The following is a 14,756-nucleotide window of genomic DNA, read 5'->3' as shown; positions in this document are numbered from 1 at the left end:
TCGGGGCCGAGGTCCGTCCTCCGGACAGCTTGTTTTCGCCGACGTCGCCGACGTCGCTGGTCAGGTGCGGCCCACTCGGGGCCGAGGTCCGTCCTCCGGACAGCTTGTTTTCGCCGACGTCGCCGACGTCGCTGGTCAGGTGCGGCCCACTCGGGGCCGAGGTCCGTCCTCAAGCGCCGGACGGGCTTGTCCTGGCCGGTCGCCGCTGATCAGTCGCGGCCCGTCCCGGCCGATGCCTTGTCCTCAAGCGCCGGACGGGCTGGATTCTGCGCGGCGCGGGCTCGAACGCGTCGCGCCACCACCTTCGACGTGCCGCCGTCGCGGTCCAGCGTGCCCGCTGTCACGGCGATGGCCAGCCCCGCCAGGGCGAGTGCCGCGCCCACCAGGGCCGGGGACGTCCAGCCCCAGCCCGACGCGATCGCCGCGCCGCCCAGCCACGCGCCGCCCGCGTTGGCGAGGTTGAACGCGGAGTGGTTGGAGGCCGATGCCAGGGTGGGGGCGTCCTTCGCCTTGTTCATCACCAGGATCTGGAGCGGCGTGGTCGTCATGAACCCCACCGCGCCCAGCAGCACCACCATCAGCAGCGCCGCCCACTTCACCTGGGCGGCCAGCGGGAAGACCGCCAGGACGACGGCGAGGGCGCCCAGTGACCCGTACAGCGTCGGGCGCAGCGCCCGGTCCGTGAGCGGGCCGGCGGCCAGCGCGCCCAGGGTCATGCCGATGCCGAAGAGCGCCAGCACCGGCGTCACCGCGGACTCGCCGAAGCCCATGGCCTTCGTGGTCATCGCCGAGAGGTAGGAGTAGACGGCGAACACGCCGGCGAAGCCGAAGACCGCAGTGAGGAGGCCGAGCAGGACCTGCCGGTTGCCGAGTGCCCTCAGCTCGTGGCGCACGTCCTGCCGGGCCTCGACGGGGATCTGCGGGACGAGCCGGGCGAGGGCCGCCATCGCGCCGACGCCGATGACCGCGACCACCAGGAACGTGGCCCGCCAGCCGAGGTGCTGGCCGAGCAGGGTGGCGGCGGGTACGCCGACGATGTTGGCGACGGTCAGGCCGAGGAACATCGTGGCGACGGCGCGCGCCCGGCGCCCCTCGGGCACCAGCCGGGAGGCGACGACGGCCCCGACGCCGAAGAACGCGCCGTGCGGCAGACCGGCCAGCAGCCGGCCCGCGACCAGCCAGCCGAAGCCGGGGGCCAGCGCGGAGGCGAGGTTGCCGACGGTGAAGAGGGCCATCAGGAGCAGGAGCATCCGCTTGCGCGGGACGCGGGAGCCGACGGCGGTGAGCAGCGGGGCGCCGATCACCACGCCGATCGCGTACGCCGACACGAGGTAGCCGGCGGTGGGTACGGAGGTGCCGAGGTCGTCCGCGACGTCGGGCAGCAGCCCCATCATCACGAATTCGGTGGTGCCGATGCCGAAGGCGCTCACGGCCAGCGCGAGCAGGGCCAGGGGCATGAGGAGAGACCTTTCCGCTTGAGGCCCCGCCCGCAGCCCGGCGAGACCCGGTCGGGGCCTGCGGACGTGCGGAAGGGGCGGGAGGGGACGTGGTCGTACGCACGCCCGCGCGGTCCGCCGGTCGGCGGGGCGCACGGCGGCGGGCCGGCCTCGTCGCCGGTGACCTTGTTCCCGTACGGAACAAAGTCTCTCAGAGAGGAGGGTCTTTCCGGTAAACGGCCCGTTGCGTCAGAGTTTGACGCGGGCGGCGATCGGGAGGTGGTCGCTGCGGGTGGCCGGAAGCGTCCAGGAGGACATCGGCTCGACGCCCTTGACCATGATCTGGTCGATCCGGGCCATCGGGAACTTCGCGGGCCAGCTGAACCCGAAGCCGTCGCCCGCCGCACCCTGGGTGGAGCGCATCTGCGAGGTGACCGCCTTGAGCGCGCGGTCGTTCATCGTCCCGTTGAGGTCGCCGAGCAGGGCGACGCGGGCGAGCGGTTCGTGGGAGATGGCCTTGCCGAGGGCGTCGGCGCTCTGGTCGCGCTGGTTGGCGGTGAAGCCGGCGTGCAGCTTGACCCGTACGGACGGCAGGTGCGCCACATAGACCGCGAGGGGGCCCTCGGGCGTCGCGACGGTGGTCCGCATCGCGCGGACCCAGCCCATCTTGAGGTCCACCGGCCGGGTGTCGCTGAGCGGGTACTTGCTCCAGAGGCCGACGGTGCCCTGCACCGAGTGGTACCGGAAGCGGCCGGCGAGCGCCTTCTCGTACGCCGCCACCTTTCCGGCGGGCAGCTCCTGGAGGGCGACGACGTCCGCGCCGGAGCCCGCGACCTGGTCGGCGGTGGCGGCCGGGTCGGGGTTGTCGGCGTTGACGTTGTGCGTGGCGACCGTGAGGTCGCCGCCGCTGCCGGACTTGTCGAAGAACAGGCCACCGAACATGTTGAGCCAGACCACGACCGGCAGCACCAGCGCCACCACGGCGGTCGCCGAGCGGCGCACCAGGCCCAGGACGAGCAGCAGCGGGACGAGCACGCCGAACCACGGCAGGAACGTCTCGGTGAGGCTGCCCAGGTTGCCGATGGTGTTCGGGATCTGGGCGTGGAAGGCCATCACGAGGGTCAGCAGGACCGACCAGCAGGCCAGGACGATCCCGCGCCGCCAGACGCCGGGGTCCCGGAAGGTCCGGGCGAGTCTGTCGCGCAGGTCCCGGAAGCGGGGGCCGGAGCGCTGCGGTCCCACGCCGTTCCCGGTGTCCGCCCTGTACGCCTGCACCATCGCGCTGTCCTCACTGCCTTGCCGTACACATCGCCGCGCCCCCGACCCTAGGGGATGCGCGATGCCTTTCCTGCCGCCCGTGGCGGTCGTACTGCCATGAGGACGTGGGAGGCGGCTCCGGCAGTTCCGGCTGAGCGGCGAATCACGGTGCTCTGTGACGTAACGATCACATCCGTCCGCCCCGGGGCGCGAGGCCCTCCATCGCCAGGGCGATGATGCGGTCGGCGAGGTCCTCGGGCAGCGGCGCGTCGGGCCGGTGGATGGTGCGTACGAGCATGGGGCCGAGGAACAGGTCGTCCATCAGCTCCACGTCCGTGTCGTCCCGCAGCTCGCCCGCCTCGACGGCGCGCCGGACGGCGGCGACCATGGCGAGGCGGCGGGGGGCGATCACGTTGCACTGGTACTCGTGCCAGAGCTTGGGATGGCTCTTCATCTGCGCGAACACGTTGTGCAGCAGTGCGGAGGAGCGCTGGGCGAGGCCGCGCTTGCGCATCGACTCCAGCAGGACGCGCAGGTCGCCCAGGCCGCCGGTGCCGGAGACCTCGGGTTCCGGGGGCTCGATGGCACGGAGCACGTCGACGAAGAGCTCCTCCTTGCCGGCCCAGCGCCGGTAGATGGTGGCCTTGCCGACCCCGGCGGTGCGGGCGATGCGCTCGATGGAGAGCGCGGCGAGGGGTTCACCGGCCTCCAGCAGCTCCACGACGGCGTCCAGGATGGCCGCCTCGGCGGCGGCGCTGCGCGGCCGTCCCCGGCGCGGCTCGGGGTCCTCGCCGGGTTCCGGGGGGCCGGGAACCCCGCCGGACCACTCGTCCGGTGCCTGATCCTGCACGTGAAACCACCTTTCGCCGCCCCCGATTCTCGCCGACGCGGAAGAAGGCCGGCCCCAAGGGTGAACCGGGCCGCATGGCGCGTCCCGGTTCACCCGAAAGGTTCAGCCGTACGAGGCCGGGAACCTCATCGTTCGGCGCCCGCCGGAGCGGGGCTCTCCTCCTCGCGTACGGGCCGGGGCGCGGCCGGTTCGCGGCCCGGCAGCCACAGGGCGACGACGAGCGTGCCGATGAGGGCCACGGCGGCCGAGCCGAGGGCCGTGACGTGCATGGCGCTCATGAAGGCGTCGTGCGCTGCGGTGACCAGCGGGGCGCCCTTGGGGCCCAGCTTCTCCGCGATGGCGAGGGTGGCCTCGATGGACTCCCCCGCCGCGTCCCGGGCCCCGGAGGGCAGCGCGCCGAGGTGGTCCTCGATGTCGCTCCGGTAGACGGTGGACAGCACCGAGCCGAGCACGGCGATCCCGAGCGCGCCGCCGACCTGGCGGAACGTGTTGTTGACGGCCGAGCCGGAGCCCGCCTTCTCGCGCGGCAGGGCCTGCATCACGGCGACGGTGACCGGCGGCATGACGTGGGCCATGCCGGTGCCCTGGACGAAGAAGACGACGCACATCAGCCAGACCGGCGTGTCGGCGTCGAAGAGGGCGAAGGCGGCCAGGCCGACGGCGACGGCGAGCATGCCGGCCGTACAGACGGCGCGGGCCCCGAAGCGGGCGACGACGATCCGGGCGCGCGGCGCGAAGAGCATCTGCGCCACGGCCAGCGGCAGGATCAGCAGCCCGGACTGGAGGGCGCTCCAGCCGCGGACGCTCTGCATGTAGAAGGCGGAGAAGAAGGTGACGCCCATCAGCGCGAAGAAGATCAGCGCGATCGCGGCGACGGCGGCGGAGAACGCGGGCTTCTTGAAGTACGAGACGTCGATGGCCGGGCTGGCGCTGCGCTTCTCGTGGAGCACGAAGACCACCAGGACGGCGAGGCCGCCGAGGACCGGGAGGAGGACGGAGACGTCGGTGAAGTCGGCGAGCTCGCCGCCCCGGATGATGCCGTACACCAGCAGCACCAGGCCGATGATGGAGAGCACCACGCCGAGCGGGTCGAGCCGGCCCGGCCGCGGGTCCTTCGAGTCCGGCACCAGCAGCACCATAGCGACCAGGGCGATGATCACCACGGGGACGTTGACCAGGAAGATCGAGCCCCACCAGAAGTGTTCGAGGAGCAGGCCGCCGGTGATCGGGCCGATCGCGATGCCGAGGCCGACGCTGCCGGCCCAGATGCCGATCGCCTTGGGCTGCTCGTCGCGCTCGAAGACGTTCATCAGGACGGCGAGTGTGGCCGGCATGACGAAGGCGGCGCCGAAGCCCATCAGGGCGCGCCAGGTGATGAGCTGGCCGGGCGAGGCGGACATCGCGGCGAGGGCGGAGCCGATGCCGAAGAGGGTGATGCCGAAGAGCAGGATCTTCTTGCGGCCGAGGCGGTCGCCCAGCAGGCCGGCGGTGAAGAGCAGGCCGGCGAAGACGAGCGTGTAGGAGTTGATCGCCCACTCCAGCTCGCTCTGGGTGGCGCCGATGCCGGTGGGCGAAGGGGAGGCGATCGTCTTGACGGCGACGTTCAGGATCGAGTTGTCCAGCACCACGATGAGCAGGCTGAACATCAGGACCACGAGAATCGCCCAGCGGCGGCGGTGGACCGCCTCCGGTATCTGGGGCACGGCGGGAGCGCCGGAGGGTGTGGACATGAGGAGCAGCCTAGACGCATTGCGATACGAGACCGTCTCGTATTGTAAATTTTTTACCGAGGGCCCGGCCGCGCGGCCCACTTCCCGCGACCGGCTCCGGGATGCCACCATGGAAGCGGTCCGGGGACGCCGTCAGGGCGCCTCGAGATGACGAAGGAGCCACCTGCCATGTCGCTTCAGGCTGCGCAGAACCAGTCCGCCACCCCCGCGGGGCCCCCCTCCGACAGCGGCAAGGCGCTGTACGGGGGCAAGAGCAACCGCCGGGTCACCGTCCACGACATCGCCGCCGCCACCGCGCGCGGCGAGAAGTGGCCCATGCTCACCGCCTACGACGCGATGACCGCGTCCGTCTTCGACGAGGCCGGCATCCCGGTCATGCTCGTCGGTGACTCCATGGGCAACTGCCACCTCGGCTACGAGACCACCGTGCCCGTCACGATGGACGAGATCGCCATCCTGTCCGCCGCCGTCGTCCGGGGCACCAAGCGCGCCCTGATCGTCGCGGACCTCCCCTTCGGGGCGTACCAGGAGAGCCCGGTCCAGGCCCTGCGCAACGCCACCCGGCTCATCAAGGAGTCCGGTGTCGGCGCGGTCAAGCTGGAGGGCGGCGAGCGCAGCCACGAGCAGATCAAGCTGCTGGTCGACGCCGGGATCCCGGTCATGGCCCACATCGGCCTGACCCCGCAGTCCGTGAACGCGATGGGCTACCGGGTCCAGGGCCGGGGCGAGGAGGCCGCCCAGCAGATGCTGCGCGACGCCAAGGCCGTGCAGGACGCCGGCGCGTTCGCCGTCGTCCTGGAGCTCGTACCGGCCGAGCTGGCCGCCGAGGTCACCCGCATCCTGCACATCCCGACCATCGGGATCGGCGCCGGGCCCGACACCGACGCCCAGGTGCTGGTCTACACCGACATGGTCGGGCTGACCGGCGGCAAGGTACCGCGCTTCACCAAGCAGTACGCCGACCTGCGGCAGATCCTCGGCGACGCCGCGAAGGCGTACGCGGAGGAGGTCGTCGGCGGCACGTTCCCGGCCCCGGAGCACACCTTCCACTGAGGCCGCGCAGGGGTACGCCCCCGACGACCACCACCGGTAACGACGACAGCCCGCCGACTTCCCCCATCGGCGGGCTGTCGGTCGTTGTCGGCGGGTGCGAGGGGGCTGTCGGCCGGCTGTCGGCGGCCTGTCGGTGGCGGCTGGTCTAGTAGTCGGCATGACGCGAATCGACAAGACCCCCAGGAACGGCGGGAACGCCGTAGAGGTGCGGGGAATGGTCAAGCACTACGGCGAGACCAAGGCCCTGGACGGCGTGGACCTCGATGTGCGCGAGGGCACCGTCCTCGGCGTACTCGGCCCCAACGGCGCCGGCAAGACCACCCTCGTACGCTGCCTCTCCACGCTGATCACGCCCGACGCCGGGACCGCGGTCGTCGCCGGCTTCGACGTGGTGAAGCAGCCCCGCGCGCTGCGCCGCACCATCGGCCTCACCGGCCAGTACGCCTCGGTCGACGAGAAGCTCTCCGGCTGGGAGAACCTCTACATGATCGGGCGGCTGCTCGACCTGCCCCGCAAGAAGGCGCGGACCCGGGCCGACGAGCTGCTGGAGCGCTTCTCGCTCACGGACGCGGCGAAGAAGGCCGCGATGGAGTACTCCGGCGGAATGCGCCGTCGGCTCGACCTGGCCGCCTCCATGATCGGCAGCCCGGCCGTCCTCTACCTGGACGAGCCGACGACGGGGCTCGACCCCCGGACCCGCAACGAGGTCTGGGACGAGGTGCAGCGCATGGTCGCGGAGGGGGCGACCGTGCTCCTCACCACCCAGTACATGGAAGAGGCCGAACAGCTGGCCAACGAGCTGACCGTCATCGACAAGGGCCGGATCATCGCCCGCGGCGGTGTGAACGAGCTCAAGGCCAAGGTCGGCGGCCGCACCCTGCAGATCCGCCCCTCGGACCCGGCCGAGCTGGCCCCGATGGCGCAGGCGCTGCGGGAGACCGGTCTCGACGGTGTCGCGGGCGCGCAGGCGGTCCCGGACGAGGGCCTGCTCTACGTACCGATCCTCAGCGACGAGCAGCTGACCGCCGTCATCGGCCTGCTCGGCGCCCGGGGCTTCTCGCTGGCGCACGTCGCCACCGCACTGCCCAGCCTGGACGAGGTGTTCCTCGCCATCACCGGCGACAAGGCCACCGTCACCGACACGACTCCCGAGGAGGTCGCGGCATGAGCACGACGACCCTGAAGCCCGCCCCCACCGACACGCCCGTCTCCGCGCCGGCCACGAAGCTCCACGACGAGGGCTCCATCGGACTGCGGAACAACCTGCGCCACATCGGGGCCCTGGTCCGGCGCAACCTGCTCCAGATCAAGAAGGATCCGGAGTCGATGTTCGACGCGCTGCTGATGCCCGTCATCTTCGTGCTGCTGTTCGTGTACGTCTTCGGCGGCTCGGTCGGCGGCAGCATGGGCGGCGGCCGGCAGGAGTACCTCAACTACCTGATCCCCGGCCTGATGGCGATGATGGGCATGAACATCGCCATGGCCGTCGGCAGCGGTGTCAACGACGACTTCCGCAAGGGGGTCATGGACCGCTTCCGTACGATGCCGATCGCGCGCTCCTCGGTGCTCATCGCCAAGATCGTGGTCGAGCTCGGCCGGATGATGGTCGCCACGCTCATCCTGCTGGGCATGGGCTTCGCCCTCGGCATGGACCTCCACGGCTCCGTGCTCGGCCTGATCGGGGCGATCGGCCTGTCGGCCGCGTTCGGCGCCGCGATCATGTGGATCTTCATCCTGCTCGGCCTGGCCATGAAGACGGCCCAGGCAGTTCAGGGAATGGGGATGCTGGTCATGATGCCGCTCCAGTTCGGCTCCTCGATCTTCGCCCCGCCGACGACGATGCCCGGCTGGCTCCAGACCTTCACCGACTACAACCCGCTGTCGAACCTGGCGGACGCGGCGCGCGGCCTCATGATGGGCACCTCGCTCGGCCACTCGGTCTGGCTGACGCTCGGCTGGGCCGTGGTCATCACGGCGGCCGTGGCCCCGCTCGCGGTGTCCAAGTTCCGCAAGAAGTCCTGACGCTACGAGTCCTGCCCGGGATACGCGTCCACGAGGGCGGCGGCCTCCTCCAGGGAGAGGCCGCCGCCCTCGGCGTACGCGGCCTCGTAGGCGGCGTCCCCGAGCCGGCCCCGGACCAGCTCCTCGGCGCGGGCGAGGTTCTCGCGCTCCATCGCGTTCATGAAGTGGCCCTTGGGCAGGTGCGCCCGGCCGGCGCCCAGCAGCCGCGCCGCGATGCCGGCCCGCTCCTCACCGCCGAGCCCGCCGAGCGCCCAGGCCAGGATGACCAGGTTGATCACCGCCATCTGCGGCGCGACCATCTGCGTCAGCGGGTCCCGTACGCCCTTCAGCGACCGCCGGCTCTGCTCCAGGGCGCGGGCGTACTCACCGTCCTGGTTGTCCAGCCAGGCCAGGCCGCCGAGGACGAAGCCCTCGAACACCGCCATGGTCTCGGACGCGAACTCCTCCTGGAGGCGGGTGAACTGCTCGCGCGCCTCGGCGGTCCGGCCGCACCGGCCCAGCCACATCGCCAGGAACAGCCGGGCCGCCGGCCTGGCCTCGTGCCCGGTCCGGCGCTCGTCGCCCAGCACCTCGCGCATGATCGCCTCACCCTCCTCGCCCCGGCCCAGCTCCGTGAGCACGGAGGCGTGACGGACGCGGAGCACGGAGACCTGGGCCAGCGCGCCCAGCTTCTCGGCCGAGCGGATCGCGGCCCGGAAGTCCTCGGCCGCCTGCGCGTAGTCGCCCTGCTTCTCGTTGGCCTCGCCGCGCGAGGAGAGCGCCTCGGCCATCCCCCAGTCGTCGCCGAGCCGGCTGAAGACCGCCAGGCTCTCGTCGGCGTCCCGGTGGGCCTCACCGGCCCAGTCGGGGCGGTTGGCCAGCACGTTGGCCCGCATCTGGAGGGCGGCGGCCAGCTCCCACTCGTAACCGAACTCCCGCGCCCCGCGCACCGTCTCGTCCAGCAGGTGGCGCAGGTCGGAGACGCCGCCGGTGAGCATCACGGCGTAGAACCAGAGCGAGGCGGGGCTGCGGCAGGTCTGCGGCTGACCGGCCCGGTACGTGGCGACGATGGCGCGCAACCGGACCATGCTGGCTTCGTTCGTCCACTCGTCCATCGCGTGGTCCATGCTGACCAGCTGGACCAGGGCCACCTGCCGCCGGGCCTCCTCCAGCAGCTCCCGCCGCATGGGCGGGGGCGCGTCGGTGCAGCGCTCGTGGATGGGGGGCGCGGGCTGTACGGGCTCCGCGAACGGGTCGGGGCCGAGCGAGGCGGCCGCGTCGGCCCAGTGCAGGGCGTCGCCGCGCAGGTTGCGGATCTGCCAGTACCAGGACAGGGACAGCACCATGCACAGCGCCTCCTGCTCGTCGCGGGCGGCGACGGCGTGGCGCAGCGCGATGCGCAGGTTCTCGTACTCGCGTTGCAGGAGGCGGATCGCGGCGAGCTGTCCGGAGCCTCGGAGCAACGGGTCGGTCGTACGGGCCAGCTCGCGGAAGAACACGAGGTGCCGGTGTTCGACGGCGTCCCGCTCCCCCGACTCGTCGAGCCGCTCCACCGCGTACTCGCCGACGGTCTCCAGGAGCCGGTAGCGCATCCGGCCGTCGTCCGCCGGGGCGGCGACCACGAGCGACTTGTCGACCAGGGAGCCGAGGAGGCGGGCGACGTCACCGGACCGGCCGGCCGTGTCGGCGCAGACGGCCTCCGCGGCCTCCAGGGTGCAGCCGCCGGCGAAGACGGAGAGGCGGCGCAGGGTGACGCGCTCGTCGTCGTCCAGCAGCTCCCAGGACCAGTCCACGACCGCGCGCAGGGTCTGCTGGCGGGGCAGCACGGTCCGGCTGCCGCTGGTCAGCAGGCGGAAGCGGTCGTCCAGCCGGTCGGCGATCTGCTGCGGCGTGAGCATCCGCAGCCGGGCCGCGGCGAGCTCGATGGCGAGCGGCAGGCCGTCCAGGCGGCGGCAGATCTCGGCGGTGGCCGCCGCCGTCGCCTCGTCCGCGTCCACCTGGAAGCCGGGGCGGGCGGCGGCGCCGCGCTCGGCGAGCAGCCGCAGCGCGGTCGGGTCCGGCAGCGGGTCCACGGGCCGGACCGCCTCCCCCGGCACGCCGAGGGGTTCCCGGCTGGTCGCGAGGACGGTGAGCCGGGGGCAGTGGGCGAGCAGATGGTCGGCGAGGGCGGCGGCGGCCTCGATGACGTGCTCGCAGTTGTCGAGGAGGAGCAGCATGCGGCGGCGGGAGCAGTACTCGGTGAGCCGGGCCAGCGATTCTCCGGCGGCGCGCTCGTCGCCGGAGGCCCGCTCGGCGGCCCGGAGCTCCCCGGATCCTGCCCCGCTCAGCACGGTCTCCCGGGCCCCGAGCGCGGCGAGCACCGCCTCGGGCACGGCCTCGGGGTCGTCCACGGGGGCCAGCTCGGCGAGCCAGACGCCGTCCGGCCAGGTGCCGGCGTCGACGGTGTCCGCGACCTCCTGCGAGAGCCGCGTCTTGCCGGCGCCGCCGGGCCCGAGCAGCGTGACCAGCCTTCCCCGGGAGAGGTCACCGCGCAGGGCCTCCATCTCGTGCTCCCGCCCGACGAAACTGGTGAGCCGGGCGCGGAGGTTGCCCAGGGGGGCGGATTCGTCCACGGGGGCCGGGGGCTCCTGCCGAAGCAGCTCCCCGTACAGAGTGGTCAGCTCGGGCCCCGGGTCGGTGCCCAGGCGGTCCGCTATGAGCATGCGGACCTCGTCGTACGCGGCCAGGGCCTGGGCGGTGCGCCCGGCGTCGCGAAGGGCGCGCAGGCGCAGCGCCTGAAGGGGTTCGTCCAGGGGGTGCTCGCCGCAGAGCGCGGTCAGCTCGGGCAGCACCTCGGTGGCCCGGCCGAGCCGCAGCTGTGCGGCGAGCCGGTCCCGGCGGGCGTCGAGCCGGCGGGCCGTCCAGCGCGCGGCGGCGGCGTGCCGGTCGGGGAGGTCGGCGAGCGCGGGGCCCCGCCAGAGGGCGAGGGCGTCGCCCAAGAGGGCCGTAGCCCTCGCCGGGTCGCCGTCCGCGAGGGCCCGGGCGCCTTCGCCGGCGAGCCGTTCGAAGCGGAACAGGTCGACGGCCTCCGGCTCGGCGGCCAGCCGGTAGCCGCTCTCCGCCGAGGCGACGGCGTCGTGCCCGATGGCCCGCCGCAGCCGCCCCACCAGCGCCTGGAGCGCGCCGGCCGCGTCGGCCGGCGGTTCGCCGTCCCACACCTCGTCCACGAGCACGGCGACCGGGACCGTCCGGCCGGGCCGCAGCGCCAGCACGGTGAGCAGCGCGCGCAGCCGCGCCCCGCCGACGGAGAGGGCCGTGCCGTCGTCGCGGAGTGCCTGGGTCGTACCGAGGATGCCGTAGCGCACGCGCCCATTCTCCGCGACCCGTCCCGGTGCCCGCACAGCCGCCCCGCCCCTGCTCGTCATGGCCCCACCCTTTCCGCTCCCGGGGCGGGAAGCGAACCGTTTCCCCCGTGTCGCGGTCAGTCCCCCGGCGTCGCGGGGGCCTTCGGCTCGACCGCGTAACCGGGTACGGACGGCCAGCGGACGGTGAGCACCACGGACTCCTCCTCGGCGACCCAGGAGTGGTCGACGCCGACGCCCCACACCACGTAGTCGCCCTGCTCCTCCAGGAGCACGCTGCGCCCGGGCAGCTCCACCCGGAACCGCCCGCTGATGAGCACGAGCAGCGCGGTCCGGCTCTCGCCGCGCACCCACTGCGCCCGCTCGTCGCCCACCGGGTGGACGCCCCACTTGATCTCGACGTCCTCGCTGTGCCGGGGATCGCCCGCGTCCTTGAAGTGCCCGAGGATCCATCCCCGGTCGAGCGCGGCATCCTTGCCGGCGTTGCCCACGTACACGTTGTCGTTCACGTGGGGGGACGCTAGCAGGGGCGAAAACCGGGGAGAGCCGGGTGGGCGGCGGACCGGCCGCCTACGCTCGGCCCATGGCAAGCGCAGCGCAGCAGCGGATCAGTCCGGTCTTCCTCGGGATCGCCGCCGTGACGGCCGTGGCCGGGTGGGGGGTGTGGTCGGGGTTCGCGGAACAGCCGGGGTTCGCGACGTTCCTGTTCGTCACCGGGGCGTGGGTGGTGTCGCTCTGTCTGCACGAGTACGCGCATGCCAGGACCGCGCTGCACAGCGGGGACATCTCGATCGGGGCCAAGGGCTATCTGACGCTGAACCCGCTGAAGTACACGCACGCCCTGCTCAGCATCGTGCTGCCCGTGCTGTTCGTGATCATGGGCGGTATCGGGCTGCCCGGTGGTGCGGTGTTCATCGAGCGGGGCCGGATTCGCGGGCGCTGGCGGCACAGTCTGATCTCGGCGGCCGGGCCGCTGACCAATGTGCTGTTCGCGGTCGTGTGCACCGCGCCGTTCTGGCTTGACGCCCTGGACGGGGTGCCGCCCGCCTTCCGGAACGCGCTGGCGTTCCTGGCGCTGCTCCAGGTGACGGCCGCCATCCTGAACTTCGTGCCCGTGCCGGGACTCGACGGCTACGGGGTGATCGAGCCGTGGCTCTCGCACTCGGCGCGCCGCGCGGTCGAGCCGATCGCCCCGTTCGGTCTGATCGCGGTCTTCGCCCTGTTGTGGGTCCCCGAGCTGAACCGTGCCTTCTTCGACGCGGTGTACGCCCTGCTGCGCGGCCTGGGCGTCCACGGCTGGTGGAGCGACTGCGGCCTGGACGCGTACCGCTTCTGGCAGGAGGCGGATCCGCGGTGCGCGGTGAACGGATGAGGCGGCCGGGCTGCGGGCGGCCTTGACGCCGGTCCCCGTCGGCGGTCGACCATGGGCCATGAATCGTGCCCTGTCCACTCCGCCCACCCTCGTCCCCGGCTCGCTCGCCGGGTCGCCGCAACCGGTGCTCCGTACGCCGGGCGGGCTGTCGCTGCGGCCTTGGGAGCGCGCCGACGCGTCGGTGTTCTTCGGCGCCTACCGGGACGATGAGCTCCGGCGCCGGCACGCGCGTCGGCCCGCGTCCGAGGATCAGGTCCTGGAGTGGTTCGACGCCTACGGGGAGGACTGGCGGCGGGAGAGGGGCGGTCACTGGGCCGTCGCCGGAAGCGGGGGCGAGGTGCTGGGGCGGATCGCCCTGCGTGACATGGATCTGGACGACGGGACCGCCGAGGCCGCCTACTGGGTGCTGCCCGCCGCACGCGGTGCCGGCGTGGCCTCCGGCGCGCTCGCGGGGATCAGTGCCTGGGCGCTGGAGGCCGGGTTCTGGCGCCTCGAACTGGAACACTCGACGCGGAACACCGCCTCCTGCGCGGTCGCCACGAAGTGCGGTTACATCCTGGAGGGCGTCAAGCGCGGCGCCGCGGTGCACGACGACGGACGCCACGACATGCATCTGCACGCCCTGGTCCGGGACCGGTGAGGCCGGCGGGGTCGGGCTACTCCGCGGCCGCGGTCTCCGCGCGGCGGCGGCGCAGGTAGTACCAGGCCATGTTCGAGGACAGGCCGACCAGCAGGACCCAGACGACGCCGATGAGCACGCTGCCCTGGACGAAGGCCGTCACGGCCGCGGCGAGGGCCAGGACGCAGACGATGAGGGCGTAGAGGGCGAGGCGGGGCATGGGGGGCTCCTGTCGGGGTGAAGCGCGGTCCCGTCCAGTGTCCCCCATGCCCCGGGTCGTCCGGTGCGGACCCGGCTCAGACGTCCGTCGTACGGAGTCCGGCGTGCGCCTTGTAGCGGCGGTTGACCGAGATCAGGTTGGCGACCAGCGACTCGACCTGGTGGGCGTTGCGCAGGCGGCCCGCGAAGATGCCGCGCATGCCCGCGATGCGGCCGGCCAGTGCCTGGACGATGTCCGTGTCGGCGCGGGCCTCGCCGAGCACCAGGACGTCGGTGTCGATCTCGTCGATCGTCTCGTCCTGGAGCAGCACCGCCGAGAGGTGGTGGAAGGCGGCCGTGACGCGGGAGTCCGGCAGCAGGGCGGCGGCCTGTTCGGCGGCGCTGCCCTCCTCCGGCTTCAGCGCGTAGGCGCCCTTCTTGTCGAAGCCGAGCGGGTTGACGCAGTCGACGACGATCTTCCCGGCCAGTTCCTCGCGCAGCGACTCCAGCGTCTTGGCGTGCCCGTCCCACGGCACCGCCACGATCACCACGTCGCTCTCCCGTGCGCACGTGGCGTTGTCCGCGCCCCGCACGCCGTTCCCCAGCTCCCCGGCCGCCGCCTCCGCGCGGTCCGCGGCGCGGGAGCCGATGATCACCTGCTGGCCGGCGCGGGCGAAGCGGTACGCGAGGCCACGGCCCTGCGGCCCGGTGCCGCCGAGCACGCCGACGGTCAGGCCGGACACGTCGGGCAGGTCCCAGGGGTCCTTGGCGGGGGGCTTGGGCGTGCTGCCACTGTCATTCGTAGTCATGGCCCCGACACTACTGCCAGGTACCGGGCGGAGCCCGTGGGCCCGGCAGCCACCCGTACGGATGGCTGTCCGGCCTTTCGCCGGTGCCCG

General features: G+C 72.8%; 13 protein-coding genes. 5 read left to right on the top strand and 8 right to left on the bottom strand.

What is annotated here, in order from left to right; all coding sequences use genetic code 11:
- Positions 1-209: 209 nt before the first annotated feature.
- The 4 genes from ABZ565_RS01495 to ABZ565_RS01480 all read right to left on the bottom strand — a co-directional run bounded on the left by ABZ565_RS01495 (position 210) and on the right by ABZ565_RS01480 (position 5,273).
- Positions 210-1,457, bottom strand: a complete 1,248-nt coding sequence (locus ABZ565_RS01495; RefSeq protein WP_361018967.1) for an MFS transporter — start codon at positions 1,455-1,457, stop codon at positions 210-212.
- A gap of 228 nt (positions 1,458-1,685) precedes the next feature.
- On the bottom strand, positions 1,686-2,714 hold the full coding sequence (locus tag ABZ565_RS01490) for an endonuclease/exonuclease/phosphatase family protein (protein ID WP_361018964.1): 1,029 nt from the start codon (positions 2,712-2,714) through the stop codon (positions 1,686-1,688).
- A gap of 166 nt (positions 2,715-2,880) precedes the next feature.
- Entirely contained in the window at positions 2,881-3,543 is a 663-nt protein-coding gene (locus tag ABZ565_RS01485) for a TetR/AcrR family transcriptional regulator (protein WP_361018961.1), read from the bottom strand.
- Between the two features lie 125 nt (positions 3,544-3,668).
- Positions 3,669-5,273: a DHA2 family efflux MFS transporter permease subunit gene (locus ABZ565_RS01480; RefSeq protein ID WP_361018959.1), complete on the bottom strand. Its 1,605-nt coding sequence runs from the start codon at positions 5,271-5,273 to the stop codon at positions 3,669-3,671.
- A gap of 168 nt (positions 5,274-5,441) precedes the next feature.
- On the opposite strand from ABZ565_RS01480, the gene panB reads away from it, so the two are divergent.
- The 3 genes from panB to ABZ565_RS01465 all read left to right on the top strand — a co-directional run bounded on the left by panB (position 5,442) and on the right by ABZ565_RS01465 (position 8,348).
- Positions 5,442-6,326: a 3-methyl-2-oxobutanoate hydroxymethyltransferase gene (gene panB / locus ABZ565_RS01475; protein ID WP_361018956.1), complete on the top strand. Its 885-nt coding sequence runs from the start codon at positions 5,442-5,444 to the stop codon at positions 6,324-6,326.
- Between the two features lie 157 nt (positions 6,327-6,483).
- On the top strand, positions 6,484-7,494 hold the full coding sequence (locus ABZ565_RS01470; protein ID WP_361018954.1) for an ATP-binding cassette domain-containing protein: 1,011 nt from the start codon (positions 6,484-6,486) through the stop codon (positions 7,492-7,494).
- Entirely contained in the window at positions 7,491-8,348 is an 858-nt protein-coding gene (locus tag ABZ565_RS01465; RefSeq protein WP_361018951.1) for an ABC transporter permease, read from the top strand. Before ABZ565_RS01470 ends, ABZ565_RS01465 begins: the two co-directional genes overlap by 4 nt.
- A 2-nt stretch (positions 8,349-8,350) precedes the next feature.
- On the opposite strand, the gene ABZ565_RS01460 is transcribed toward ABZ565_RS01465, so the two are convergent.
- Together ABZ565_RS01460 and ABZ565_RS01455 are read right to left on the bottom strand one after the other, a co-directional pair.
- Positions 8,351-11,671 (bottom strand): BTAD domain-containing putative transcriptional regulator, encoded by a 3,321-nt coding sequence (locus tag ABZ565_RS01460; protein ID WP_361018948.1) that lies wholly within the window; start codon positions 11,669-11,671, stop codon positions 8,351-8,353.
- A gap of 116 nt (positions 11,672-11,787) precedes the next feature.
- On the bottom strand, positions 11,788-12,177 hold the full coding sequence (locus ABZ565_RS01455) for a signal peptidase I (RefSeq protein WP_361018945.1): 390 nt from the start codon (positions 12,175-12,177) through the stop codon (positions 11,788-11,790).
- 74 nt (positions 12,178-12,251) lie between these two features.
- On the opposite strand from ABZ565_RS01455, the gene ABZ565_RS01450 reads away from it, so the two are divergent.
- Both ABZ565_RS01450 and ABZ565_RS01445 read left to right on the top strand, forming a co-directional pair.
- Positions 12,252-13,040 carry a site-2 protease family protein gene (locus tag ABZ565_RS01450; protein WP_361018942.1) on the top strand — a complete coding sequence of 263 codons (789 nt, stop codon included), beginning with the start codon at positions 12,252-12,254 and terminating at the stop codon, positions 13,038-13,040.
- A 58-nt stretch (positions 13,041-13,098) separates the two neighbouring features.
- Positions 13,099-13,680: a GNAT family N-acetyltransferase gene (locus ABZ565_RS01445; RefSeq protein WP_361018939.1), complete on the top strand. Its 582-nt coding sequence runs from the start codon at positions 13,099-13,101 to the stop codon at positions 13,678-13,680.
- Between the two features lie 16 nt (positions 13,681-13,696).
- On the opposite strand, the gene ABZ565_RS01440 is transcribed toward ABZ565_RS01445, so the two are convergent.
- Positions 13,697-13,879 carry a hypothetical protein gene (locus tag ABZ565_RS01440; protein ID WP_361018936.1) on the bottom strand — a complete coding sequence of 61 codons (183 nt, stop codon included), beginning with the start codon at positions 13,877-13,879 and terminating at the stop codon, positions 13,697-13,699.
- A 76-nt stretch (positions 13,880-13,955) separates the two neighbouring features.
- The gene (gene npdG, locus ABZ565_RS01435) at positions 13,956-14,666 is read right to left on the bottom strand and encodes an NADPH-dependent F420 reductase (protein ID WP_361018933.1); all 711 of its coding nucleotides are present in this window, start codon (positions 14,664-14,666) and stop codon (positions 13,956-13,958) included.
- Positions 14,667-14,756 lie beyond the last annotated feature (90 nt).

Origin of the sequence: Streptomyces sp. NPDC016469 (assembly GCF_040632905.1) — a bacterium.
GTDB lineage: Bacteria > Actinomycetota > Actinomycetes > Streptomycetales > Streptomycetaceae > Streptomyces.
Note: the sequence above shows the minus strand (reverse complement) of the source record. Positions and strands in the feature narration are given on the sequence as shown.